Source organism: Vibrio kanaloae (genome assembly GCF_024347535.1).
Classification (GTDB): domain Bacteria; phylum Pseudomonadota; class Gammaproteobacteria; order Enterobacterales; family Vibrionaceae; genus Vibrio; species Vibrio kanaloae.
The window spans coordinates 1561056-1586910 of record NZ_AP025497.1 but is presented as its reverse complement, the minus strand read 5'-3'; the positions used below and the strand labels follow the sequence as shown (position 1 = coordinate 1586910).

The window sequence follows — 25855 nt, the reverse complement described above, 5'->3', positions numbered from 1 at the left end:
TCCTAGCTCATATTTTGATGCATTTTATCGGGTCAAATGGCGCAGTTTTGTGCGGAATAACAGCAATTTAATGAAGTCTGATGCACTATTTATTGGCATTAAGCTTGCTTGTAATGTGATGATTTCTAATTACAAAAATTAGCATCTTATGCACATGCTCTTCTTTGAGTTCTTTAAAAGAAAGCGTGTCATTCATTTATAACAGAATGGACATGATAATAATGAAAGCAATTCCCTTAACGATTGCCGCTCTATCTATCGTCAGTTACTCGGCTAGCAGCGCAGAAGACACCACGCATATCAAACTTGCGACAACAACAAGCACTTATCACTCTGGCCTACTGGATTACCTACTGCCTGAATTCGAAAAAGATTCTGGCATTAAAGTCGATGTTCTAGCGGCGGGTACCGGTAAATCTCTTCGCATGGGTGAAAATGGCGATGTGGATTTGGTGATGACTCACGCACCAAAGGCTGAAGCGAACTTTGTTGAAAAAGGCTACGGTGTTTTACCTCGTAAACTGATGTACAACGACTTTGTGATTGTTGGCCCTCAAAGCGATCCGGCAAAAATTGAATCTCAAAAAGCAGTGGCTGATGTGTTCAAAGCGATTGCAACCAACAATGTGACGTTTGTGTCTCGTGGTGACGATTCAGGTACGCACAAGAAAGAGATGGGGATTTGGGCACAAACCAAAATGGAACCAAACTTTGGTGGCTACCGCAGTGTTGGTCAAGGCATGGGCCCTACTCTGAACATGGCGTCTGAAATGCAAGGCTACACCATGACAGACCGTGGCACGTGGTTGGCTTACCAAAACAAACTGGATCTTAAAATCCTTTTCCAAGGCGACAAGAACCTATTTAACCCTTATCAAGTGATTCTTGTAAACCCTGAGCGCTACCCAAGCATCAACTACCAAGCGGCGAAGGTATTCAGTGATTGGTTGGTGAACCCTAAAGGTCAGAAACTGATTAACGACTTCAAGCTACACGGCAAGCAGTTGTTTGTTGCGAGCGCTGAATAGTCGTCATTGCACTACTCTTACAGGGTGAATATTGAGCTCGCAAAAAATGAATAGCTGACTCACCCTGTTTGACGAATCCCGTGTCAGCTATAACCTAAATATCAGCATTACCTTTTAAGACTTATTGTCGATTCACACGAGATACTTCATGACTCTATGGCAAACAACGATTGATGCAATGAACCTACTAGTCAGTTTTGACCACGAACTGTGGAAAATCGTAGCGGTATCCTTCAGCGTGTCTTTGTCTGCCATTTCTCTGGTGATTATTCCTGCAATCATCATGGCTTTCATATTGGCTTATACCGAGTTTCCCGGTAAATGGGCGCTGCTGTCGGTGATCAACACCTTACAAGCGATACCGACTGTGGTGATTGGCTTGTTGATGTACATGATGCTCTCTCGCTCTGGCCCTTTAGGTGACTGGCAATTGCTGTTCACTCAAAAGGCGATGATTTTGGGCCAAATGCTGATCTGCTTCCCTATTCTGGTTGCTATGATGCACGGTGCGCTGCAAGCCAGTGATCGCCGAGCGGTAGAAACGGCACGTACCCTTGGAGTTTCAACCACTCGAGTCGCGTGTACTTTAATTTGGGAAACACGATTTCCTTTGTTGGCAGCGACCATTGCAGCCTTTTCTCGCATCGTAACCGAAGTCGGATGTTCGATGATGGTCGGCGGCAACATTATGGGAATGACACGAAATATCCCAACGGCTATTGCTATGGAAAGTCACAAAGGCGCATTCGCACAAGGTGTCGCGCTAGGCATGGTTTTATTGGCATTGGCATTAGCCCTTAACTTTTTCCTTTCCAGTGTGAGAGGAAAAGGCTATTTAAGAACATAGGAACGCTGTCATGAGTATAAAAATAACAACGCAGCAAATTTCAATGCGCTATAAAGAGCGTGTTTTGTTTCATATTCCTGAACTGTCTATCGGCCCAAACGATGCTATTTATCTTAAAGGTGACAACGGTGTTGGCAAAACGACCCTACTTAAAATATTGTCAGGCTTGCTCAAACCAAGCTCTGGCCGTATTCAATGCCCGACACAAAGTTGGCAACATAACCTGTTTCCCAAACTAAAATTTAAAGACATCATCTATCTCCATCAAACCCCTTACCTATTTGATGGCTCGGTGTACCAAAATGTCGCTTATGGCGTTCGCTTTAACAAAGAGAGCCAAAAAGATAAGCGAGCTCAAATAATTAATGCTTTAAGGATGGTAGGTTTAGAAACCCTAGCAGACGAGCACATTTCCGTGTTGTCTGGTGGCGAGCGTCAACGCGTAGCAATGGCACGAGCTTGGATTCTCAAGCCTTCAATCTTACTGATGGATGAACCAAGTGCTTCTTTAGACAAAGAGTCTATTGAAAGATTGGTGATTATGGCCGAAGATCTTCTTCAGAGAGGCGCGAGTTTAGTCATCACGAGCCACCAAACTAACGCGTTAACCGATTTATGTAAGAAGCAGTGGTGGATCAAAGACAACACTTTGACAGAATCACCGCTTCTGCAAGTTATTAAAAAGAACAAAGCACAAGAGAATATTTATGCTGCTTCCAACGCAAACTAGTTGGGTTATTTTGGCTGGCGGACAAGCCAGCCGTATGGGCGGAAAAGATAAAGGACTTGTTGAGCTCAACGGTTCCCCGCTTATTCAATACGTTATAGACAAGCTGTCACAACAAGATGTCAGCATCACCATCAATGCCAACCGTAACTTAGACAGTTACCAAACATTCGCTCCGGTTGTTTCCGATTCATTCCCTGATTACCCAGGTCCTTTGGGTGGCATTCACGCTGGCCTTAAAAATGCGGCCACAGACTGGGTGGGCTTTGTTCCTTGCGACAGCCCTCAAATCAGTGGCGACCTTGTCGAGCGTTTTTGCGTTGCGGTAAAGGAAGACAGCGACATTCTAGTGGCTCACGATGGTGAATATAAACAACCTGTGTTTACCCTATTCCACAAACGTGTTCTTCCAAAGCTAGAAGCGTTTTTAGAACGTGGCGACCGTAAGATCATTTTGCTCTACAAAGAGTGTGTGACGGAGTACGTCGACTTTAGCGACGCGCCTAACTGCTTTGTTAATCTCAATACGCCAGAAGAGCTCACCCAATTTGGAACGCTTCAATAATGAAAGATTCAAAACAACGCCCTAACCTTCCTTTATTGGGCTTTGCTGCTTACAGCGGCACAGGCAAAACAACTGTACTTGAAGCGTTGCTGCCTCTGCTGACTAATGTGGGTTTAAAAGTGGGTGTTCTTAAACACGCTCACCACGATTTCGATGTGGATAAGCCAGGTAAAGACAGCTACCGCCTACGTAAAGCGGGCGCAAATCAAATGCTGATCGCTTCGCGTAACCGTCACGTGATGATGACAGAAACACCACAAGCCGAAGCCGACTTTGATTATCTGCTTACACGTTTCGATACCAACACGTTGGACTTAATTCTGGTTGAAGGCTGTAAGAACATCGCCTTTCCTAAGATTGAGCTTCACCGTGACGGAGTTGGCAAACCTTGGCTTTATCCAAACGATGACAACATCATTGCTATCGCCGCAGACAGCAAAGTTGAATCAGACTTGCCACAAATGGCGATCAGTGACTTAGAAGCGATTCGTGATTTCATCATCAAATATGCTCAGTCGTTCGCCCCTTCATCGACAACAAGCAAAACAGTGTCGTGTTCATCTTCAAAAGACGATTCACCTGTTGTTTGTTGTGATTCATTTTCTCCTGCTGGCTTAAGCGTTACGCAAGGTCAGCAAAAGATTGTCGATAGCATTGATGCACTTGAGCTGATTGAATCTGTTGCGTTAGAGCAAGGTTATGGTCGTGTATTGGCTGAAGATGTTATCTCGCCAATCAACGTGCCTCAGAACACAAACTCTGCAATGGATGGCTACGCCATTCGTGGCGAAGATTTAGAACTGGATAGTTACCAACTGGTTGCTGAAGTCATGGCTGGTCACAGCTACGACAAAACGGTTCAACAAGGTGAAGCGGTTAAGATCATGACTGGTGCGCCAATGCCTGAAGGTGTAGATGTGGTTGTGATGCGTGAGCAAGCCGTTCAAGAAGGCGACACAGTTAGCTTCCCAGACGCTAAAATCTCAGTAGGACAAAATGTCCGTATGGCGGGTGAAGACCTTGAAATCGGCCAACCTGTCTTTACTCGTGGCACGCGAATCGAAGCGCCAGAAATGGGCATGATGGCATCATTAGGTTTCGGTACCTGCCCTGTTCTACGTAAAGTGAAAGTTGGCGTATTCTCTACAGGTGATGAAGTTCAAGCTCCGGGTAGCGAGCAGAAGCCGAACTCTGTTTACGACTCGAACCGTTTCACGATCATCGGCATGCTTCAAAAGCTAGGCTGTGACATTGTTGACTACGGCATCATTGAAGATGACGAACAAAAGATGATGGATGTACTTCATGCTGCGTCGTTAGAGACCGACATGGTTCTGACTTCAGGTGGCGTGTCTGTTGGTGATGCTGACTACATCAAACTCGCATTAGATAAACTGGGTGAGATTAATTTCTGGCGTATCAACATGCGTCCGGGGCGTCCTCTTGCTTACGGTAAGATTGAAGACAAACCTTTCTTCGGCTTGCCGGGTAATCCAGTTGCTGTGATGGTGTCGTTCATTAACTTTGTAGAGCCAGCGATCCGTAAGCTTCAAGGTCAAACGAACTGGACGCCAGTGAAAGCGAACGCAGTTGCGACTGAGCAATTACGTTCTCGCCAAGGTCGTACTGAGTTCAGCCGTGGTGTGTTCTCTATGAACGAATCTGGTGTGCTTGAAGTGAAGACGACTGGCAAACAAGGTTCAGGTATTCTGCGCTCAATGAGTGAAGCAAACTGCTTGATCGAAGTCTCACCAGCGGTTGATACGGTGAAGGTTGGCGAAACAGTGACTATTATTCCTCTGCAGGGCCGCGTTTAATTCAAAGCTCATATAGCGATAAGCGTTAAGACGATAATCTTAAGATTTCTTACCATTACCTTGAGCGACGTACGGTTTTTATGTAGAGTGCGCCCAAAGTAAAAATTCTATTGGAGCGCATTATGGCTCGTACCATTCTGTACACGTACAAAGACGAAGAAAAAGAGTTACTGTTTTCAAAACAAGAACACCGCACGATCCAAGAAGCGGTTGCTGCAGCGGAAGGCATCGACATCTCTGAGTATCTTAAAACTGAGCAACAGCTTGAGTTGATTTCCGATACTAAAGCGGTTCGTAACTACCAGGACAACTACTTCCGCAAGCTTGGCTTTACTAAGCTTACGTTGAAGCAAAAAGACAACCTAGGTGTAGGTAAAAAGAAGAAATAAGCCTTAAGCTTCTGACTTCTAGTTTTTTTGTTTTGAGTTAGAGAGACGAAAACACCAAACCATAAAAAATGCCGCAACCTCTTTCGAGATTGCGGCATTTTTATTTGTGCTTTTAAATAACTTACATCAAATAGATCTTACTTGATGTTAAGGAATGCAGCACCACGAACGCCGCCTGAATCACCGTGTTTCGCTTTGATGATCTTAGGACACTTCGCTACAGACAGCAGGTACTTAGGCACGCGCTTTGGCATCTCTTCGTAAATAAGCTCGAAGTTTGAAAGACCGCCGCCTAGTGCAACAACGTGTGGGTCAAGACCGGTAAACAGGTTCGCGAAACAGATAGCCAAGAGCTCCATGAAGCGATCTACGTGCTTAGCCGCTTTCGCCTCACCTTCGTTGTACGCTTGGATGATCTCAATCGCTTTCTTCTTTTCACCGAAGTAGTGCTCGTAAATCAACTCAAAGCCACGACCAGATAAGTAGCTGTCTAGACAACCTTTCTTACCACAACCACAGCCTAATAGTGGTGCGTTGTCGCCAAGGTGAAACCATGCATCAATAGGAAGACGCATATGACCGAGCTCACCCGCAACGTGGTTACGGCCAGAGAACACTTTACCTTCGTAAACTAAACCGCCACCGAAGCCAGTACCTAGAATCAGGCCAGCAACTGATGGCTCATCTTTAAGCTCGTCATCCCACGCTTCTGAAAGCGCAAAACAGTTTGCGTCGTTCTCGATCTTTACACTACGACCGATCAGCACTTCTAAATCTTTACGTAGTGGTTTACCTGTTGAAGCTGGTACGTTAACAACCAGCATTGTGCCGTCATCTGCGTTTTCCATGCCAGGAAGACCAAGGCCAATTTTGCCTTCGCAAGAGAGTTCGTTATCGTACTTTTTTACCAAATCAGCAATGGTTTCAAGCAGTAATTGATAATCGTCCGTTGGCGTTGGTACGCGCTCTGTTGCTACTCGCTCAAGTTTTTCATTGAACGCACCAAACTCAATTTTTGTGCCGCCAACATCGAAGCCGTAATACATGAAATCTCTCCAATTTTTCCCTAAATTCGGGCAAACAAATTTTTGTAAATAAAAAACTAAGGAGCATTATCCATAACACTCCCCCTACAAACCGTGATAGATAACAAACTTATCTCGTGTTCGAGTCCGTTTGAACAACAAGTCAGCACAAAGCGGTTAAAGGTTAGAGTGACTTCTCATTTTTACCGTGCTCTATGAAAGCGTTCAGACTTGGTTTGGTCGGATCCGACTTATAACGAGTCTTACTCAACATATAGCTTTCACGAAAGGCTTCAAACCAAAGCTGCAAAGTCTTCGCGCCCTGCTCTTCACCTGCTTGTTTTAATACCAAGCTCGCTACTTCTGCGGTTGAAAGGTGTTGATCGTTATCAGACTTACGCATCATATATTGAGAAACCGATTCAGGCTCAATCGACAGCACCGGTAAATCTTGCAGATACTCAGAACGTCTGAAGATACGTCTTGCTTCACGCCAGCTACCATCGATGAAAACTAGCAGTAGCTTTTTATTTGGGTCACGCATTTGTGGTAAGTCTTGAACCACTCGCGTTTTGTCATCGGTGTAGTCTTCAGGGAACACAATGACAGGCTGATACTTGTCGTCTTTGAGTACTTCCAGCATCTCTGTGTTTGGCTCTGTACGATGCCAAAGGTAAACATGACTGTCTTTTACGGTATCCACAATCAAACGGCCTGTGTTGCTTGGCTTTAAGATTTCGTTATCAGACAAGATCAACATGGTCGCGACGTTCGTATCTATGTCTGGTTGATGTTCACAGATACAACTGTCTTGTTTGATTTTGCAGTACTCACATCGTATTACTTTACACCCGCGCGCATTAAACGGTTTGGTAGAAAGAGATAAACGGTGTTGGTATAAACGGTGGAAAGCATGGATTCTCATGGACAATAACGACAGATAGAACTAGAAAAGTGGAACGATTGTACTTACAGTGGCTTGATAATGATAGAAGGAATTCTTATGCAGGACCCATCGCTACTTCGCCTTGTTTGTTTTATTGTCGCTTTTGGATTGTGTGCTCTATGGGAACAACATTTCCCACGTAAAACATTGACTCAAAGCAAATGGTTTCGTTGGGGGAATAACTTCGCGCTAGTCACTTTGAATAGTTTTCTATTAGCCACTCTAATCCCTATCGCTGCCTTCCAAGCGGCGGTTATCGCACAAGATAATCAATGGGGGGTATTCAATACCCTGTCACTTCCTAAAGAGCTTAGCATTCTGATATGCGTGTTGCTGTTGGATTGTGCTATTTACCTCCAACACTTGGTGTTTCACCGTATTCCTTGGCTATGGAAGTTACATCGAGTTCATCACGCAGACCTAGATATTGACGTAACAACAGGTACCCGCTTCCACCCGATTGAGATGATCTTATCGATGCTGATTAAAGTCGCATTGATTTTTGTACTCGGCGTACCGGCTTTAGCGGTGGTGATATTTGAAGTGGTGTTGAATGTGAGTGCGATGTTCAACCATAGTAATGGTCGTTTGCCGTTATGGTTCGATAAGCAATTACGCAAGGTGATTGTCACGCCCGACATGCATCGAGTTCACCACTCTGTCATTGTTAAAGAAACCCATTCGAACTTTGGTTTCTTCTTATCGGTGTGGGACATTTGGTTCAAAACCTATCGCGCTCAACCTAAGCTTGGCCATGACAAGGTAAGCATTGGCGTTCCTGAAATACGCGATGGAAAAGAACAAAGGCTAGATAAGTTGATTACCCAGCCATTTAGATATAATCAGAAAAATAAAAACTAACAAGCTATCCGAAAGTTTTGCTTTATTATTGTGGTTCAGTTTTTAAGTTCTTAAGACACTAGAAATATTCGCTATTTTTCTGCATCAAACTGGTATTTGTGAAGCATTTCCTGCTGATGTCCCGCTATCTCGGCCACTTGTTCTGAACTTTCAATCATTGATTCAAGTTGAAGCTTGGTATTTTCACCTTGTTCAGAAACGCGCGTGATTGAATGTGTCACGTCCACCGTTGCACGTGCTTGTTGTTCTGTTGCCACCATAATTTGCTCAACACGTCCTTTTATCTGGCTAACCGCAATGTCTATTTTTTCAAACGCTTGCTTCACGTTCTCGCTAGTTTGCAGAGCATTGGCCATTTCGCTACGAGATTCAGTCACAGACGTTCGAGAGCGGTCAGCCGCAGCCACCAGCTCATTCATCATATTGCGAATGTTGGTGGTTTGTTGAGACGTGCCACTCGCCAATTTGCGTACTTCGTCAGCAACGACAGCAAAACCGCGGCCTTGTTCGCCTGCTCGCGCTGCTTCAATCGCTGCATTCAGTGCTAATAAGTTGGTGTTTTCTGCAATGCCACTGATCATATCGACCATTTCACGAATCTGTTTCACGCGGCCATCAAGGTCGGCCATTGATTCTTCGTTCATGCTTAGTGACTGTTCTAACGCTTGCAAACGTTGCTGGTTAAGCCCAACGACTTGGCTACCATTGACTGACTCGTCTTCTGCGACTTGTGCGTCGTCGTTCGATGCATTCGAGATACGTGCTATTTCACCGATTGACGCTTCCAGTTCAGTAATGGTGGTGATCATGTTCTGCAGCGATTCGTTTTGCGCGTTCAAGCTAGAATTAGTTTGTTCTGCAGCGTCGTGGCTTACTTCTGCTGTTTGGTAAAGCGTTTCACAGTTACGCGTCACCGATCGTACAGAATCGGCAGTCGAGTCTACAACGCTATTGAGCTTCGAAGCGATAACTTGAAGCTCTCTTGGCCCAACCAGTTCGCTTTGCTTTGAAAAATCGTGCTCAGCAAGGGAGCTTAGTTGGCAAGTGATGTTTTTGAGCCCTTTATTGACCCAACGGCGTAACACAAACCATGAAGTAGCAATAATAGCGGCGATCACTAATCCACTTATAAATAGCACTCTATCAATGGTCGCTATCGTTTGATTGACCACAGATTCACTTTCATCAATTAATATGGATGCAGTATTAGACAGTTGATTTAAGGTACTTATTACGTTGTTGGCAAGCTTTATCACTTCAGCAAGGTCGGCCTCTTGTTGCTTGATTAACTTAAGCTTTAGCAGGATTTGTTTTAAGACACCATTGTCTTGGAATCCAGTCTGAACCATCTCATAAGGGGCCGTTAAACTTGCAAACTCAGTGATATCAGGGTGCCATTCTGAAAAATCGTCATAAGCGAGATTAATCCCAGCCATGCGATTACGTAGCTCTCGAAACTCACTTTCAGCTTTGTCTAAGTCCGATTGCATCATCAGCATTAAGAAGGTATTCGCCATTGACGAAGCACTCGCCGTGAAGCGGTTGGCGGCATCGTGTGCAGCGGGGTTTTCCTGAACAAGAAAAGAGCTAATACGATTCATCTCAGGTCCAATTGAATTTACACCATAGCGAAACTCAGCGACTTGGCCATCAATACGATTTTGTTTATTTTGAATCTCAATTTGAGACATCAAGACCTTGTTGGTCATAAGCTTTAATGCCGCCATGTCTTCAGTTAGGTTTTGCTTTTGTTCAACAGAAATCGCTTCAGGAAAAGATTGGGAGATAAAAAGGAGTTTCTCTAGCACTTTGTTACTTGACTCGACGAGTTGTTCAATAGATGAGCGAGTCGTATTCAATGTGTTTAGATCTTTCGATTGAGTACTGTAAGTGAGGAGCTTCACCTGCTCTAATACGTTTTGTGTCAGTTCTGCATTATGAAGAGCTAATGGTAGTGCTCGTTCGGACAACGCGTTGAAGTGACCCCCAATCCGTTCAACTCCCGTGATGCTGACCATCGACAAAAAACTAACGAGTAAAAGAATGGAGATAAATACGGTAGTGACGGTTTGGATGAGCGAGAATGTATAACGAGAGGGTTTTATTGATAAATTTGTGTCGGGCATGTGAAATCCAGTTTGACTACGAAAAGAGATATCCTTAAGTTAGCTTGTATACTAGAAGTCCTTGATGACGTTTTTATTTCATTTTTTTTTCAGAAGAGTTACATATGAAATTCAGAAAAATGCTTGCAGTTACAATAACTTTCGCAACATTAGCTGCATGTAGCTCGACCCCGTCTCCTTCTCAGCTTAGTCAAACCGCACAGAAACCTTTATCCAAGTCAGAACTATTGACTAAAAATGCTTATATGAGCGTGTATGAGCAGTGGAAAGGCGTGCCGTACCATTTCGGTGGAACCTCATTTAGAGGTGTAGATTGCTCCGCTTTTGTGCAGATTGCCATGCAAAATGCGACCCAACAAGCTCTACCAAGAACCACAAAAGATCAAAGTCAAAAGGGAAAAGAAATTGCGTATGAACAGGCAACGAGTGGCGACTTGGTGTTTTTTAAGACATCGATGACTGTGCGACACGTAGGTGTCTACCTCGGAAATAATCAATTTCTACATGCTTCTACATCGAAAGGTGTGATTATATCGAGGCTGGATAACCCTTATTGGGCTTCCAAGTTTTGGCACTTTAGGCGTTTATAACAGATCCACTGCAGGCTTATACCCGACCTTACACGCTCACTAATATGCTAGATAAGCGTGCATCATAATATCAGTTCTATCTAATCGTATTTAGCGACGGCTGAATCAAATAGGTTTTTTACCAAAGCGATGTATTCGTCTAGAAATACAATTTGCTCGTTGGTTGCTTTTTTGGTCCACACACCGGCTAGCACTTCACCTAAATCAGCTACTACGGCATCAGCTTCTTTCAATAGCTGAAAACGAACGCTGGAATGTAACTCGGGATTTTGCTCGAAAATAGCCATGATGTTAGTTGAAATCATGTCAGTAATGATGTCTTCAACACTTTCATTACCTGTATAGCCATTACTATTCGTAAAGACATCTAAGTTAAATGATAAGTGTTCGATCAAAGCCAAATAGCCATCGGTTTCTACAACCACAATAAATCTCCGTTTTAAGCTCTAGAGCAGATTAATACGTAATTGCCTAATACTATGTAAATGAAGTTGTTTGTCATCACTTTATTACTAAAAATCATATTAAAATGCTCCTAATGAGTCTTTAAGCTTGAATTTCAAGCAATATACGGATGACATAGACAGTCACATGCTTCCAAAGAGTTAGACGAGTGTTCCAGCAGCGTGGCTTTCCACTGAATGATAGTACATTCTATCACTCAGAGGCTTTACCTAAGATGAAGCTGAAACAATAACAAGTCATGTCGACTTTTCCAGTTTATTACGATCCAAAACGTGCCGTTTGTGAGACTCGTCTCAAACCATTTATGACATCGTATTTTCAATTTATTCTTATTTATCAATGAACTTGAAATAGTTCGAGTTCACAAATTAACCAAATGAATCAACATAAGATGAATAAGAAACAAGAACATTGACGAGTACATCTATAAATTACTCAGATTTATCCTAAACTATTGCTATTAAACAAACATTCCCTGAGGGTTTTCTATGTGGCAAGCCATTTCTCAACAGCTTTCAGATACACTTCTATTTAGCTTCCAGATTACTGAACGCACCAAACTCTCTGGTGGCGACATTAATGATTGCTATATGATAAGTGATGGTAACGAGCGTTACTTTGTGAAAGTGAATCAGCGAGAATTTTTACCAAAGTTCGAAATTGAAGCCGAGAACTTGCGTTTGTTGAGAGAGACCTCCACGGTTTATGTTCCCGAACTCGTACTTATTGGTAAAACTAAAGAGTGCTCATTCATCATTCTTAATTACTTACCAACCAAGCCGCTAGAAACCGGCAATAATAGCTTTGATTTCGGCGTTCAACTTGCTCAACTTCATCAATGGGGTGAACAGAAAGAATTTGGTTGCGATCAAGACAATTACATCGGTAGTACACTGCAGCCTAATCCTTGGCATAAGAAGTGGGGCCGATTTTTCTCAGAACAACGCATTGGTTTTCAACTGCAACTGTTGAAAGAAAAAGGCATTAAATTCGGTGATATTGATGAACTCGTCGATGTTGTTAATATGCGCCTCGCAGGCCACAACCCTCGCCCTTCTTTGCTTCATGGTGATCTTTGGTATGGCAATGTTGCGAACTCTGCTTTTGGTCCAATCTGTTATGATCCAGCCTGTTATTGGGGGGATCATGAATGTGACTTAGCATTAACAGAGTTGTTCGAGGGGTTTCCAAAAGAATTTTATGAAGGCTATCAAAGCGTCAGTACACTCGATATTGGCTATACTGATCGTAAAGACATTTACAATTTGTACCACCTGCTTAATCACTGTAATCAATTTGGCGGCCATTACTTGGCACAGACCGAAGCGTGTATTCAGAAAATTCAGGCCGTTTAATGCTAATCACAGTAATTAACTAGGGTTGCTATTGGTTACAGTGAGGAGAATTTGCCATGCATAAATACACCGAAAAACATGTCTCCTGCCCTCACTGCGGGCACGCCATCAATATAACGCTTGATGCGTCCAACGGCAGCCAGGAGTTTTATGACGATTGTCCTGTATGTTGCAATCCGATTCACTTAGATATGCAGGTCGACGAGATAAGAGAAAAAATAAGTCTATCCATTGACGCTGATGACGAGCAGGTGTTTTGAGTAGCATGTATTGATGCCCCACACGAGAGAGAAAAAGAGCACATCAAGCGCTCTTTTTTAATTATATTGTGTCTTTATCGCAATGTATCGGGCTAATCCGAGGATAAACGAAACTTTGAAGTAAACAGAGCTATTTCTGATTAGCTAGTACGCGTTCAACCGTATCTACAATGGCTTGTGTTTGAGGATCGAATTCAATGTTTATATCGTCCCCGACTTTACGACCACCAAATAGAGTTCGGTTTAATGTTTCTGGTATTAAATGCACAGAAAAACGATTATCTTCAACTTCACCAATAGTCAATGAACACCCATCTAGACCAATGTAGCCTTTACTAAGTACATATTTCATTGATGTTTCTGGCAATTCGAACCATAGTGTACGATTGTTTTCAGTTGTGATCACTTCAACCAGTTTAGCCATAAGAGCAATATGCCCAGACATACTGTGACCACCAATTTCATCGCCAAACTTGGCTGCACGCTCTACATTTACTTGATCTCCAACATTCAATTGACCAAGGTTCGTTAACCTCAACGTTGCTTGCATTAAATCAAATGCGACATGGTTTCCTGAAATTTCAGTGACAGTCAAGCAACAACCGTTATGAGCTAATGAAGCGCCAATCACTAATCCTTCAATCATTTCATCTGTTAGCTCAATGGTATGAGTCTGAAACAACTCTTTTTTATTTATAGCAACTAATGTTGCCATTCCTTGAACGATACCTGTAAACATAAAATTCCTATTTAGCGTATTACTATCAGTTTTTAATAGCAGTTATTGTGACATTTCTTTATGATTCGTCCAATGGAAGCTTAATGATCAGTGCCTCTGATTTCTTCTGAACGTCTATCCCTCATACTACTAATCTAATTTGGAGTAATTTGTGCATCGTTACAAAGAAGAAGCCTCAAATCTAATCAAACTTGCGACCCCTGTATTGATCGCATCCGTAGCACAAACCGGAATGGGTTTCGTCGATACCGTGATGGCCGGTGGCGTGAGTGCCATTGACATGGCCGCAGTATCAATAGCTGCGAGTATTTGGCTTCCTTCGATCTTGTTCGGTGTAGGCTTATTGATGGCATTAGTCCCAGTGGTTGCTCAACTTAATGGCTCAGGTCGTCAAGTTAAAATCCCATACGAAATTCAACAAGGCGCGGTGCTGGCGTTGTTGATATCACTGCCGATCATTGGCGTACTTTTTCAAACTCAAGCCATACTTAAGCTAATGGACATTGAAGCCTTGATGGCTCAAAAAACCATTGGCTATATGCATGCGGTAATGTTTGCGGTGCCTGCTTTCTTACTTTTTCAAACCTTAAGAAGTTTTACTGACGGTATGTCTTTAACCAAACCGGCAATGGTGATTGGTTTTATTGGTTTGTTGCTAAACATCCCGCTTAACTGGATGTTTGTATACGGTAAGCTTGGAGCTCCTGCTCTGGGTGGTGTTGGTTGTGGCGTAGCAACGGCTATCGTTTATTGGATAATGTTTGCTCTACTATTTACATACATACTCACTTCGAAGCGTCTCGCGAAGATCAACATCTTTGGTCAATTCCATAAACCTGAGTTAAAAGCACAAATCCGTTTATTTAAGCTAGGTTTTCCTGTAGCCGCGGCACTTTTCTTTGAAGTGACCTTGTTTGCGGTGGTTGCTCTTCTGGTTGCTCCATTAGGTTCATTAGTGGTTGCAGCGCATCAAGTCGCCATTAACTTCTCGACTTTGGTGTTTATGATTCCAATGAGTATCGGCGCTGCTGTGAGTATTCGTGTAGGACATAAACTGGGCGAGAATAATACCGAAGGCGCTAAGATTGCGACCCATGTAGGGATTATTGTTGGTTTGGTTACCGCCTTTATGACCGCAGCATTGACGGTGTTGTTTAGAGAACAAGTATCATTACTGTATACAGAAAACACCGCAGTGATCACCATTGCCATGCAGCTTCTTATTTTTGCCGCGGTATATCAATGCACTGATGCGATTCAAGTGATCGCGGCGGGTGCATTACGTGGATATAAAGACATGCGTTCTATTTTTAACATAACCTTTATTGCGTATTGGTTACTTGGTCTACCGACGGGTTATATTCTTGGGATGACGGATTGGCTTGTGGAACCAATGGGGGCTCACGGCTTCTGGATTGGTTTCATTATCGGACTCACTTCAGCCGCAATGATGCTTGGTATGCGCCTGCACTGGATGCACAAGCAAGATGACGTTGTACAGTTAGAATTTAGTTCTCGTTAAATGCTCAATTGCTAAATTGATAGAACCGATACCACAAATAAAAAAGAGCTCTGACTTTCTTACGATAAGAGTCTAGAGCTCAATTTTTTACTGTATGAGTTCAGTGAATGTGGTCTAATATTCACTCTTCTCTCGAACGAAGCGGGCAAACTTCGGTTTTCCATTTTGCGTAAAGCCATTATAACGAAAGGTAATCCTGCTGCCGATTTCAGGAGGTGACAGTCTCATTTTATCGCTAAATCCACTACCGATATAGAACTCAACCCCCTCTTCCGTATGGACCAAAATTGAACCCATCATCCCCTTGTATTTTCCTGTACCACTTTTGTAACCAATGACTGTTGCTTCCACATCATGATGTCTTTTCAGTTTTAGAAGATCATTACTTCGACCTGCCTGATAACGACTTGTGATCTTGCGGAGCATCAAACCTTCCCCGTTACGTTCATCGATATTGTCTAACTGATGAAATAACGCCTTTTCATTTTGGATTGGGACATGTTCAATATAACCAACATGAGACTCGTCAATTAAACTCACCCAATGCAAGATATTATAGTAGCGTTTTTGGTAATCTCCCGCCGCTCCCGGCATATCGAATAACATGAACTTTATTTCACGCCATGCTGTATCACTAGGGGTATGATCAAGAACAGTCGATTGCACTAAATGGAACTTGCCTCTACCGGCCCATAACTCCCCTTCAAGGCGGACCTTTGGTAGCTGTTCAGTGAACCACGTTGGTGCATAAATCTGGTTTCCGTTACGAGTATAGAGATGGTTACCATCCCACAGCGCCCGAATCCCATCGAGCTTTTCACTTTTCCAATATTCAGAAACATCAATACCTTGCTGGTATGTGTTTGCCAAGATTAAATTTTCTGGCGGTAAATTGTATGAATGAGATGAAAGCGAACACGCCCATAAAGTCGCTATAGCCAGTTTGGTTAGCCTCATTATCTGCTCCGTATTAATAACTCCTTCAATCCTAAGCGTTCCACTCCACAGATAGACAAACTTTGGAATAAGATGCGATCCAGACATCAACCTTATTTAATTTTAAATTTCATTCATAAAATTAATGACTTATAACTCACAAAAATTAGCTCATTTCTAATTCTCATATTGAGAAACAACCTCTATCAATATGAGATTAAAAACAATAGACATTGTAACTCATTGAAAAACAATAAAATTAAACTTGGCATGCTACATGCTCTTGTTAAGTCATACATTAAAGGAGATAGCATTATGGAATTACGTAAAATTGACTTAGACACTACAACACTGACTCTTTCTATTTTTGGCAACTTAGACGCAGCAGGTAGCCGCGAGGCGCAAGCCGATATTGATGATGTTATTTCAAATTATGGGCATCAAGAAATCGAAGTGGATTTTAGCCAAGTTCAGTTTCTTGATTCATCAGGTGTAGGTGCCATTGTTTATATGTTCAAACGTCTTACGGAGCGAGAAAGAAATATGCGTTTAGAAAATGTCTCAGGGCAACCTCTTGAAATTATGCAGCTACTTCGCATTGGCCACGCGATCCCAGTTAACTCAAAAAATCCTACTAATTCATGAAGATCCACTAAGCTAGAAATAACAAAACATAATAATAAAAATAGAAAACAAAGGACGTTGGCATGAAAATACTGAAAAATTATATAAGCCTTTCTCTGTCTTTTCTTGTTCTTGGTTGTACAAGCTACCCGGAGCAAGGCACGGGAGGATTGGCTGAAAGTTATGATTCCATTAACTATCAAAATTCAGATTTATCGCCAGTCATGCCTGACGAACCACTCGGCCCAGAACACGGCTTACGCTTTGATTGGCAATTAGCAAAACTGCACCTAAATGCCTTAATTCAGGAAGGCGCTCGTTGGTGCTTTCCTGCTGCGGTACTTCAAGCCATCGAAAAGCAAAACCGAATTGCACGCGAACTGCAAGGTGGGTTGTTGTTAGATGCTGCTAACGATTTGGTTATTCAAAGAAAACGCCTTAATGAACTTGAGCTCCAACTTGATTATGTGACCTCACAGGCTCGTTGTGAACCTCCTAAGAATGAAAGCCAATTCCGTATGCAACTGTCGGTGATTGAGCAGTTGTATGACCTACTCAATGTCGACAATCAATTCGCGAAAAACTCTACCGAAGTAAATCCTAAGTACATGGGACACCTCGCTGAGGCGGCCAATATTTTAAAGCAAAATAAATCGCTAGACCTTATTGTTACGGGACATGCAGACGCAAGCGGATCAGAAACTTACAACAACAAACTGGCGCTCGGCCGTGCTAAACAAGTTGAGCGTTACCTCACTATCTTTGGGTTAAGCCCACAACGAATCAAAGCAGTGTCAGTCGGTGAAACAGTACCACTTTTCGAAGGTGAGAATGACGAAACACGTTTAACCAATCGTCGGGTAAGCATTGAAGTGATCTCGCATGAAAATGCGGCGAAAATGGGAGTCGCACTATGAAAATACTACTGACGTTTATTATTACCATCTCGCTATGCTTTACAGCCACAATCAATGCAGAAGACAAATTTTCAGGTGCAGTACAAGTGGGAGATCTTATTCAAGTCAATTTACCCGGAGAAGTCACCTTGAATACAGGTTTTCAGGTTGACAAGCGCGGGCGAATCACTCTTCCGGAAGTGGGTACAATTTTTGTCGCGGGTTACGATAACGACCAGTTGAATCAAGTCGTGCTTGAAGCACTAGCCTCCGCATATAAAGATCTAACTAACGCTTCAGTTTACGTGAAAGAGCAGCAAATCATTATCGCTGTTCAAGGCTACGTAGAAAAGCCAGGTGAATACACATTGTCATTGGGCTCTAGTATTCAAATTGCATTGTATGCTGCGGGTGGTCTGCGTCCGGGCGCACAATTAGACAAACTTATCTTAAAACGCGGGGCTGGTAAGACAGAGTTTAACTATAAACGTTTCCTTGATTCTGGTGATGAATCTACCTTACCAACGCTTCAATCGCTCGACTCCCTGTTTGTTCCAGCTTCTCCGTTAGTAGGCAACATCGAGCAAGAGTTTGATGCAGCAAAACTTGCTAACTCTGGCGACAGTGCCGATTCTCGCAACGCCATTAAGGTGTTTGGTGAAGTGAACGCACCTGGCTCGTTTACTTACAAAGAGAACACCGACTTAGTTGATGTACTGATGCGTTCTGGTGGTGTAACCCGTTATGCCGGCGTCGAACAAATCCGCGTAATTTCGAACAACACACCGACTCTGTTTAACCTTAAGCGCTACCTAGACTCTGGAGATGAAAGCTTGTTGCCCGTCCTTCAACCCGGCTCAACCATTTTTGTACCGAAACAAGAAGAAGAGATTAAATCTGGTGCGAATACAGTTTACGTCATGGGAGAAGTAGCTGCACCTGGTGCTTTTGAAGGTAAAAAAGACGCGACATTTATGGACATTCTTGCGAATGCTGGTGGTCCGACTCGATTTGCTGAGTCTAGACAAATCCGCGTTATCAAATCCAATGGCCGTGTACTTAAATTTGACCTAGCAGCCTATACTGAAGGCATATCAGATTCAGATCCCCCCTCAATTCAGGCGGGTGACGCGATTTTCGTTCCTGAAAAAACCGATATGAATGAGAAGTCTTGGTTGAAAATTACGCCCGATAGAGCCGTTAATGTTATTGGTGAGGTGAATCGACCCGGTCGTATAGAATGGTCAGATGAAATGAATTTCATGGGTTTGTTAGCTCACGTGGGAGGCCCAACTCTACGTGCAGACACGTCAAAAATTGAGGTGGTGACAGGAAGAAAACTGGTTGTCTTTAACCTTGATGAGTTTATTAAAAACGGCGCCCCACGAGATCAAATGCCCTCGATTCGAGCTGGTTCAATCGTCCGTGTTCACGACTTACCACAAGATCCTTCAGACAATAAATCACAATGGGTTCGTCAAAGCTCAGATGCTTCGATCTACGTTTTTGGTCAAGTGAATTCCCCCGGCCGTTACCGTTTTACCAAGGACATGCACTTCTTAGACATATTGTCTGCCGCTGATGGCCCAGCTAAAGGTGCCGATATACACAATATTAGAGTGACACATCGTGACAAAACCTATTCGCAAGTAAGCAAGCTAAACTTATCCGTTTACTTTGAAACTGGTGATGAATCATTGCTGCCAAACGTGACCACTGGTGACACCATTTACATCCCAGAGAAAAACAAGAATTGGTTAGATACGCCAAAAGAAGCAACCGTTCGAGTGCTGGGCGCTATCAACAACCCTGGTCGTTATGTGTTCAACGACAATATGACGATCCTTGATATATTGGCAGAAGCAGCAGGTCCTACCGACAATGCTTACGTAGAGAAAATTACCATCGTCAATATGTCTTGCTGCCAAGGCCAAGCACGCACCTTCAACCTTATCGAGTTCAGTAAAACCGCGAATATTTACAATTTACCGGTATTGCGCGCGGGTGACACCATTTACATTCCTGACCGTCGTGAAAGTTTTCTTGAAAAAGCCCGTGTAGGGTTAGATGACATTCTTCGTCTCACGACCACCATCGTTCTTATAGGAGCTTTATAATGACTATTTCAGCCACGCATGCCGAAGTTGAACAATTGTATTTAGCTTCGGAACTTAACGGTCAGCGTTCAATTTGTGTTACGGCTTGCCAATCTGGTGACGGTGTAACATCTATCGCCACAGCACTTGCAGAACGTTTTTTGTTGGCAGGTCACTCTACGCTTTACGTAGACCTTAACCTGTTTAACCCTGGGTTTAAGGACGTAAACATGCGTGAAGAAGATCAGTCAGGCCAACTTATAGAGCACATAGAGTCACAACGTATGTTCCTTGGGGTCCCGGCCCCACAATTGGCATCTGCTCAACTGGCATACAAAGATCCTTCGACGCTTCAAAAAGCAGTAACCCAATGGCTGCACAGCTATGATCGTGTCATCGTCGATACCTCACCACTACTGAATATCAACAAAGGCAATATCCCAGCTCAATCCGTCGCAAGTGCTTGTGATTGTGCATTACTGGTTGTCGCCTATGGTGAAACGTCGACTCATCATCTAGAGCAAGCTAAGCAACTACTCGACGCAAAAAGTATCTCTCTCATGGGCTGCGTAATGAATATGAAACAACATCCTAGTTTCGCTCAAGAACTCGTTAGGCAGATTAATCGGATGAAGTTCATTCCCAAAAAAATTCGCGATAACTTGGCGAATAGGCTGCATCGTAATGAATTCTTAAACCTGTCGATGTAATCCGTTAGCTGTCATTTAAAACTGACAGCTTTCTCCCTTCCTAGCGCTTCCAGCCTTTAAACCCTACATAATCAATCCTCTTACTGAGGAAATCATTAAGAAACTGATTTTTAGAGAAAAGAAATCACATTTTCGCTCATAGTCTATAGGTTCGACACCTTTAAAAACATTCAAGAACAACGAGGTATAGATCTGCATTCAGGCCTTTATAAAGTCATTAGCTAGAGCCCGTCGACTAATTCTCATCTTTTACCGACAAGCAGTTGAAATTATTCTAGTAAATGACTAAAACTTAATAATGCTCAAAATATATATACCTCAATCGAGCGTATTTACTCACGGGACAATAAAGGAGTTAGTGTGGACAACTCGACTTTAGCTTCAGACATCTCTGCAGAAGTGGGTGCAGAACTTGTTGATGAGCGAATTATAAAACAGCTAATTCATGACACAAGTGCGGAGGTTATCCCTATTTTAATCGATCACTACGTTGAAGAATCACGAACGCGCTTAGCCGCCATTAGACATGCCGCCACCAATAACGACGCACAAGCCCTCGAATTTGAAGTACACACTATAGGCAGTACTGCATTGGTGTTAGGCAACCGCCCTCTATCAGTACTGTCTCGAACTTTAGAAAAACAATGTCTAGAGCAAGAGTATGATGCCGCCTTTCTTAGGGTTGAAGAGTTGTTAGAGCTCGCAGACCGTTCAATTAAGGCCTTACTGAAAAGAAAAAACGAAGGCTTTAGTTAATAAGTCAGCTTTCGAATTATCCTGGAAAAGCAAAACTTCGAATAGGACGGTATCAATACTTATTTAAGTATCTGCAGTAGGCTTAATCACATTTATTGTTAAGATCCAGTAACTAAGAACTATTCGTTACTCACCAAGTGTTATTAAAGATATTGTACACGTAGATAACAATTCTACTTGTTTCATGTTGATGGTTGCATATCACTATGCTATTGATTGGTTAGGATAAAGTTTCAAAAGGAAGACTCAATGCGCCCTAAAGTATTGTTGGTTGAAGACTCCACCTCTCTCGCTGTGCTCTACAAACAGTATGTTAAAGACGAGCCTTACGATATATTTCATGTTGAGACTGGTACTGAAGCAAAAATATTCATTGAAAGACACGCTCCAGAACTGGTTATCCTTGATTTGAAACTGCCCGATATGCAGGGTGAAGAAGTATTGGATTGGATCAGTGATAATGACATTCCCACGGCCGTTGTAATCGCAACTGCGCATGGTTCCGTGAATATCGCTGTTGACCTCATTCAACGTGGCGCAGAAGATTTTCTAGAGAAACCCATTCAGGCCGACCGCCTGAGAACGTCAATCAACCTCCACCTGCGTAGAACTAAGCTCGAAAACCTTGTCGACGACATCCAGAGTAAGTTCGATCGTAACCGCTTTCATAATTTCATTGGCTCTTGTTTACCCATGCAAGCAGTCTACAAAATCATTGACTCGGTAGCCCCCACCACCGCAAGCGTATTCATCAACGGCGAAAGTGGTACAGGTAAAGAAGTCTGCGCAGAAGCCATTCACCAAGAAAGTCAACGTAACGGTAAACCATTCGTTGCCATTAACTGTGGTGCGATTCCTCGTGATTTGATGGAAAGTGAAATTTTTGGTCACGTAAAAGGCGCTTTCACTGGAGCGACAACCGATCGTAAAGGTGCAGCAATGCAGGCCAATGGCGGAACCCTATTTCTTGATGAACTTTGTGAAATGGAATTGGAGATGCAAAAAAAGCTGCTGAGATTCTTGCAAACCGGAACCTTCACACCGTTAGGTGGTAATCGAGAAATAAAAGTTGATGTCAGAATTATCTGTGCAACTAACCGTGACCCACTCGTTGAAGTTGAAGAAGGCCGATTCCGAGAAGACCTTTACTATCGGGTACATGTCGTGCCTATCGAAATGCCCCCCTTAAGAGAACGCGGGAGTGATATTCTCACCTTAGCTAACCACTTTTTAAAGCTGTACGCTAAGCAAGATAAAAAGAAATTCAAATCCATAGACAAAGAAACACAGACACAACTCAAACGTTACCCATGGCCAGGAAACGTTCGTCAATTACAGAACGTCATTAGAAACATAGTGGTGTTAAACAACGAAATGAGCGTGACTATAGAGATGGTACCGCCGCCAATCAACAGAATGGATATTGCGACGCCGAAAAGTGTTACTTCAATACGAAATGTAGCATCGCCCTCTGTTGCTGCGCCTCAAGAGACCGCTGTCTCCGAAACTAGATTATCACCAATCCCCCCTGAAGAGCTGCTGCACACTTCAACGACTCACGATCACAAAATGCCAGCACAACATGCTCCAATAACGCCGCCACTAACAACCAGTGATGGCGCAATTCGCCCTATGTGGCAAATTGAACGTGAAGCAATCCAGCACGCCATTAATCATTGTGATGGCAATGTACTAAGCGCTGCCGTATTGCTAGAGCTAAGCCCTTCTACTGTTTATCGTAAGAAACAGGCTTGGGAATCAGAGGATGAGTACAATCAAGCCTAATCAATTGAACACTACGATACTCACTTCGGCTCAACAACAACTTGCTCTTGAGCATGATGAAATTTGGCTATTGATCGACAGCCAAACTTTCGGAGGAATTGAAACGCACGTTATTGAATTAGCGATAGGTTTAATTGAGCATAAACAGAAAGTAAGAGTCGTTCTTCTCACTAAGTTCAACCCTCCACCGCCGATTATCACACACTTAAACCTATTACAGCTTCCTTACTGTCACCTCTGCGAGCTTGCTCCAAATAGCCAAAACGCCCTATCTCAACTCAAACAGGCAATTACCGAATACCAACCTAGCTTTATTCATGCCCATGGTTACAAAGCGAGCATAGTGAGTAAGATAATTAAGTTAACAACGACTCCGAACAAACTGCGTCAAATATCCACTTATCACGCAGGAGAAAAGCCAAGAGGAAAAGTGTGGCTCTATGACTTTATCGACCGATATAGCGGTTTTATCTCTAATCGCTCTTTAGTAGTGAGCGATAAAATCAGAGATAAGATCCCAACAAAAACAACACTGCTCAATAACTTCATTTCAATCCCGGAGCAATCCTGTTCATCTTGTAAGTCTAACTCGGCAGAGCATTGCGCATTAGAAGAAAACACAACCACTTATGACATAGGCTTTGTTGGGCGCTTGAGCCACGAAAAAGCCGCCGATAGATTTGTGATGTTAGCGAGGTCTAACCCAAATCAACAGTTCCATATTTTCGGTGATGGCCCTGAACGGCAATCGTTAGAGCGTAATCAGCCTGCTAACCTCACCTTTCATGGTCACCAAACAAGTATGGAAAAAGCTTGGCAAACCATCGATGTGCTAGTTGTACCTTCTCGATATGAAGGATTACCGATGGCAGCGCTCGAAGCCATGGCACGACGTATTCCTGTTATCGCCACAGCGGTTGGTAATCTACCACAGTTGATTGAACATCAAACCAATGGTTACCTCGCTCAAAGTGAAGCAGAACTCCACACATGCTTGCAGAACTGGATCAACCTTCCTCTTCAAGACAAAAGCACGGTGGGAGATAAAGCAAGAAGCACCATCATTGAGCGTTACTCCCCTCAAGCTGTGATTCCCCAAATTTTAAAGTGTTACGGTTTATAATTCCCTTCTGATCAGCTACTTCAATCTCTTTAATTCTCCATTCAATCTGATTCTCAATTTGAACAATCGTCAAAGTACACCCCATCTATATTTTAAATGTTCATCGAATACAGTGATTTAAATTTAATACGTATGTGGCACTTACCTTGCTATCTCTTATTCAGAAGTAAAGTTATTGATTGGTTTTAGAATCAAATTGTCGATTAGAAAGGCCTATCAACAGAGCTAGCAGATATATCCGTTTCTAGGAGATGTAATGAAATATCAAGCCAACAGAACACCACTCATTATTGGGCTATCCACCTTAAGCCTACTGATTGGTGCTGCTTGGTATTTTGTTCCACATCCAGCGATGGTGATATTGATCGCCTTCATTCCTTTAGGCGCACTGTTTATTATCAACAAAGCATTTTGGTTTGTGATCCTGTTTGTTGTGTTTTCATTTTTTAGAATTCACGAAGCACTACCTTTACTTTACCCTTTGAAAATACCTTTGCTGCTATCCATAGGGGCCTTATCGGCACTGTTATGGCACTCACTAATCAGTAAAGAGCTAAAAATCTATTGGCACCCTTCACTTAATTGGCTTTCTATATTTTGGGTGTTAACCATTATTGGAATCGTATTCGCGTCGAACCGAAACATAGCGCTCACAGAGTTCAAAAGCATTTATTGGAAGATAATAGTCATGTCCCTCGCTATCGTTTGGCTCGTTAATACAACAGAAAATCTTGCTAAAACAGCGATGACCATCATCTACGCCGGCGCATTAGTGAGTACTATCGCCGTTTATAACTCCGTGAACGGTATTGGTCTTGTTGAAGGATCAAGAGTAACCATTGGACGAGATTTTGGTTCGATGCTTGGTGACCCGAACGACCTCGCTTTGGTGTTGCTTTTCCCATTGGCATTCGCCATTAGTCAAACCACAACGCCAGGCATTTCCCATTTCAAGCGAATAATAAGTGCGCTAGTTTGCGTCTTATTGCTAGCGGCGATTATTGCCACTCAGAGTCGTGGAGGATTACTTGGCTCTATTGCGGTAATAGGTATTTTTGCTTTGAAATTGATTCGTTCAAAAGTGTTGTTGCTATCGCTAGGATCCATAGCTGCGATTATACTTTATCTTGTCGCAGGCATTGCCGACAGAGCCTCTGGAGGCGCTGCTGAGCAAGGCATTGATGAATCTGCCATGGGGAGAATTTACGCTTGGGAAGCTGCAATAAAAATGGCCGTGGAAAACCCATTGACTGGTGTTGGATTAAACAATTTCTTCTCAAATTATTTTTTTTACAGCGCCCACTGGGATGGTTTAAATCACGCGGTTCACAGTACATGGTTTGGCGTTCTAGCAGAAACAGGTTTTATTGGTCTCATTATTTTTGTCATCCTAATTATCTCATTAATCAGAACTTCTCGCTCCACACTAGCAAGACTGTCTGAAGCAGGTACGGCGGTCGCTCCCGAGCTTAATGCAGTTGCTTATGCTGTCTATGCGGGCTTAATTGGTACCATTGTATCAGGCACCTTCCTAACACAAGGCTTCAACTGGCCAATTTACATCTTAGCCGCACTTACCGTTTGCGTATCAAACGTGTCTCATACTGCTTGTCAAAATGAGAAAATCTAAAAGGCAAGCTATAACTATATGAAAATTATATATTTAT

Annotated in this window: 25 protein-coding genes; 19 read left to right on the top strand and 6 right to left on the bottom strand. The window is 42.9% G+C overall.

Translation table 11 applies throughout. The features are described from left to right. The first annotated feature begins 221 nt into the window (after positions 1-221). From OCV24_RS07505 to OCV24_RS07480, 6 genes are all read left to right on the top strand, one after another. Positions 222-1028, top strand: a complete 807-nt coding sequence (locus OCV24_RS07505) for a substrate-binding domain-containing protein (protein ID WP_150878019.1) — start codon at positions 222-224, stop codon at positions 1026-1028. Positions 1029-1176: 148 nt separating this feature from the next. Further along, positions 1177-1875 carry an ABC transporter permease gene (locus OCV24_RS07500; RefSeq protein ID WP_017057283.1) on the top strand — a complete coding sequence of 233 codons (699 nt, stop codon included), beginning with the start codon at positions 1177-1179 and terminating at the stop codon, positions 1873-1875. A 10-nt stretch (positions 1876-1885) separates the two neighbouring features. Further along, positions 1886-2605 (top strand): energy-coupling factor ABC transporter ATP-binding protein, encoded by a 720-nt coding sequence (locus OCV24_RS07495; RefSeq protein WP_017057284.1) that lies wholly within the window; start codon positions 1886-1888, stop codon positions 2603-2605. Continuing rightward, positions 2583-3167 carry a molybdenum cofactor guanylyltransferase MobA gene (gene mobA / locus OCV24_RS07490; protein ID WP_150878022.1) on the top strand — a complete coding sequence of 195 codons (585 nt, stop codon included), beginning with the start codon at positions 2583-2585 and terminating at the stop codon, positions 3165-3167. Before OCV24_RS07495 ends, mobA begins: the two co-directional genes overlap by 23 nt. Beyond that, positions 3167-4984 carry a bifunctional molybdopterin-guanine dinucleotide biosynthesis adaptor protein MobB/molybdopterin molybdotransferase MoeA gene (locus OCV24_RS07485; RefSeq protein ID WP_150878024.1) on the top strand — a complete coding sequence of 606 codons (1818 nt, stop codon included), beginning with the start codon at positions 3167-3169 and terminating at the stop codon, positions 4982-4984. Before mobA ends, OCV24_RS07485 begins: the two co-directional genes overlap by 1 nt. Positions 4985-5106: 122 nt before the next feature. Next, positions 5107-5373: a DUF2960 family protein gene (locus tag OCV24_RS07480; RefSeq protein ID WP_017057287.1), complete on the top strand. Its 267-nt coding sequence runs from the start codon at positions 5107-5109 to the stop codon at positions 5371-5373. A 137-nt stretch (positions 5374-5510) separates the two neighbouring features. Here the strand turns inward: OCV24_RS07480 and nagK are convergent, their stop codons facing one another. Both nagK and OCV24_RS07470 read right to left on the bottom strand, forming a co-directional pair. Next, positions 5511-6419 (bottom strand): N-acetylglucosamine kinase, encoded by a 909-nt coding sequence (gene nagK, locus OCV24_RS07475; protein WP_102506488.1) that lies wholly within the window; start codon positions 6417-6419, stop codon positions 5511-5513. Between the two features lie 163 nt (positions 6420-6582). Beyond that, a complete protein-coding gene (locus tag OCV24_RS07470) occupies positions 6583-7329 on the bottom strand; it encodes a tRNA-uridine aminocarboxypropyltransferase (RefSeq protein WP_150878027.1) in 747 nt (248 codons plus the stop codon). A gap of 72 nt (positions 7330-7401) precedes the next feature. Here OCV24_RS07470 and OCV24_RS07465 point away from each other — a divergent pair, with 72 nt between their 5' ends. Continuing rightward, positions 7402-8205: a sterol desaturase family protein gene (locus OCV24_RS07465; RefSeq protein ID WP_017057290.1), complete on the top strand. Its 804-nt coding sequence runs from the start codon at positions 7402-7404 to the stop codon at positions 8203-8205. A gap of 71 nt (positions 8206-8276) precedes the next feature. Here OCV24_RS07465 and OCV24_RS07460 read toward each other — a convergent pair whose 3' ends face one another. Further along, a complete protein-coding gene (locus tag OCV24_RS07460) occupies positions 8277-10331 on the bottom strand; it encodes a methyl-accepting chemotaxis protein (protein WP_077680386.1) in 2055 nt (684 codons plus the stop codon). A gap of 104 nt (positions 10332-10435) precedes the next feature. Between OCV24_RS07460 and OCV24_RS07455 the strand changes: the two genes are divergently transcribed. Next, positions 10436-10921 carry a C40 family peptidase gene (locus OCV24_RS07455; protein ID WP_150878029.1) on the top strand — a complete coding sequence of 162 codons (486 nt, stop codon included), beginning with the start codon at positions 10436-10438 and terminating at the stop codon, positions 10919-10921. A gap of 80 nt (positions 10922-11001) precedes the next feature. On the opposite strand, the gene OCV24_RS07450 is transcribed toward OCV24_RS07455, so the two are convergent. Continuing rightward, on the bottom strand, positions 11002-11346 hold the full coding sequence (locus tag OCV24_RS07450; protein ID WP_017057293.1) for a DUF3802 family protein: 345 nt from the start codon (positions 11344-11346) through the stop codon (positions 11002-11004). A gap of 528 nt (positions 11347-11874) precedes the next feature. On the opposite strand from OCV24_RS07450, the gene OCV24_RS07445 reads away from it, so the two are divergent. Then, a complete protein-coding gene (locus OCV24_RS07445) occupies positions 11875-12741 on the top strand; it encodes a fructosamine kinase family protein (protein WP_150878032.1) in 867 nt (288 codons plus the stop codon). A gap of 56 nt (positions 12742-12797) precedes the next feature. Further along, entirely contained in the window at positions 12798-13001 is a 204-nt protein-coding gene (locus tag OCV24_RS07440) for a CPXCG motif-containing cysteine-rich protein (protein ID WP_017057295.1), read from the top strand. Positions 13002-13131: 130 nt separating this feature from the next. On the opposite strand, the gene OCV24_RS07435 is transcribed toward OCV24_RS07440, so the two are convergent. Next, positions 13132-13740, bottom strand: coding sequence for a riboflavin synthase subunit alpha (locus OCV24_RS07435; protein ID WP_150878035.1), 609 nt, complete (start codon positions 13738-13740; stop codon positions 13132-13134). A gap of 151 nt (positions 13741-13891) precedes the next feature. On the opposite strand from OCV24_RS07435, the gene OCV24_RS07430 reads away from it, so the two are divergent. After that, positions 13892-15262 (top strand): MATE family efflux transporter, encoded by a 1371-nt coding sequence (locus OCV24_RS07430; protein ID WP_150878037.1) that lies wholly within the window; start codon positions 13892-13894, stop codon positions 15260-15262. A gap of 114 nt (positions 15263-15376) precedes the next feature. Here OCV24_RS07430 and OCV24_RS07425 read toward each other — a convergent pair whose 3' ends face one another. Further along, complete coding sequence (locus OCV24_RS07425) at positions 15377-16219, bottom strand: DNA ligase (RefSeq protein WP_150878040.1); 843 nt, start codon at positions 16217-16219, stop codon at positions 15377-15379. A 294-nt stretch (positions 16220-16513) separates the two neighbouring features. Here OCV24_RS07425 and OCV24_RS07420 point away from each other — a divergent pair, with 294 nt between their 5' ends. From OCV24_RS07420 to OCV24_RS07385, 8 genes are all read left to right on the top strand, one after another. Next, positions 16514-16843 (top strand): STAS domain-containing protein, encoded by a 330-nt coding sequence (locus tag OCV24_RS07420; protein ID WP_017057299.1) that lies wholly within the window; start codon positions 16514-16516, stop codon positions 16841-16843. A 62-nt stretch (positions 16844-16905) separates the two neighbouring features. Then, positions 16906-17739, top strand: coding sequence for an OmpA family protein (locus OCV24_RS07415; protein ID WP_017057300.1), 834 nt, complete (start codon positions 16906-16908; stop codon positions 17737-17739). After that, positions 17736-19835, top strand: coding sequence for an SLBB domain-containing protein (locus OCV24_RS07410; protein ID WP_150878043.1), 2100 nt, complete (start codon positions 17736-17738; stop codon positions 19833-19835). Before OCV24_RS07415 ends, OCV24_RS07410 begins: the two co-directional genes overlap by 4 nt. Continuing rightward, positions 19835-20524: a P-loop NTPase family protein gene (locus tag OCV24_RS07405; protein ID WP_102506485.1), complete on the top strand. Its 690-nt coding sequence runs from the start codon at positions 19835-19837 to the stop codon at positions 20522-20524. Before OCV24_RS07410 ends, OCV24_RS07405 begins: the two co-directional genes overlap by 1 nt. A 360-nt stretch (positions 20525-20884) precedes the next feature. Then, a complete protein-coding gene (locus OCV24_RS07400) occupies positions 20885-21280 on the top strand; it encodes an Hpt domain-containing protein (RefSeq protein WP_017057303.1) in 396 nt (131 codons plus the stop codon). A 249-nt stretch (positions 21281-21529) separates the two neighbouring features. Continuing rightward, positions 21530-23065, top strand: coding sequence for a sigma-54-dependent transcriptional regulator (locus OCV24_RS07395; protein ID WP_137009198.1), 1536 nt, complete (start codon positions 21530-21532; stop codon positions 23063-23065). Further along, positions 23046-24188: a glycosyltransferase family 4 protein gene (locus OCV24_RS07390; protein WP_150878045.1), complete on the top strand. Its 1143-nt coding sequence runs from the start codon at positions 23046-23048 to the stop codon at positions 24186-24188. The genes OCV24_RS07395 and OCV24_RS07390 overlap by 20 nt, the downstream gene beginning before the upstream one ends. A gap of 256 nt (positions 24189-24444) precedes the next feature. After that, positions 24445-25818, top strand: a complete 1374-nt coding sequence (locus OCV24_RS07385; protein WP_150878048.1) for an O-antigen ligase family protein — start codon at positions 24445-24447, stop codon at positions 25816-25818. Positions 25819-25855 lie beyond the last annotated feature (37 nt).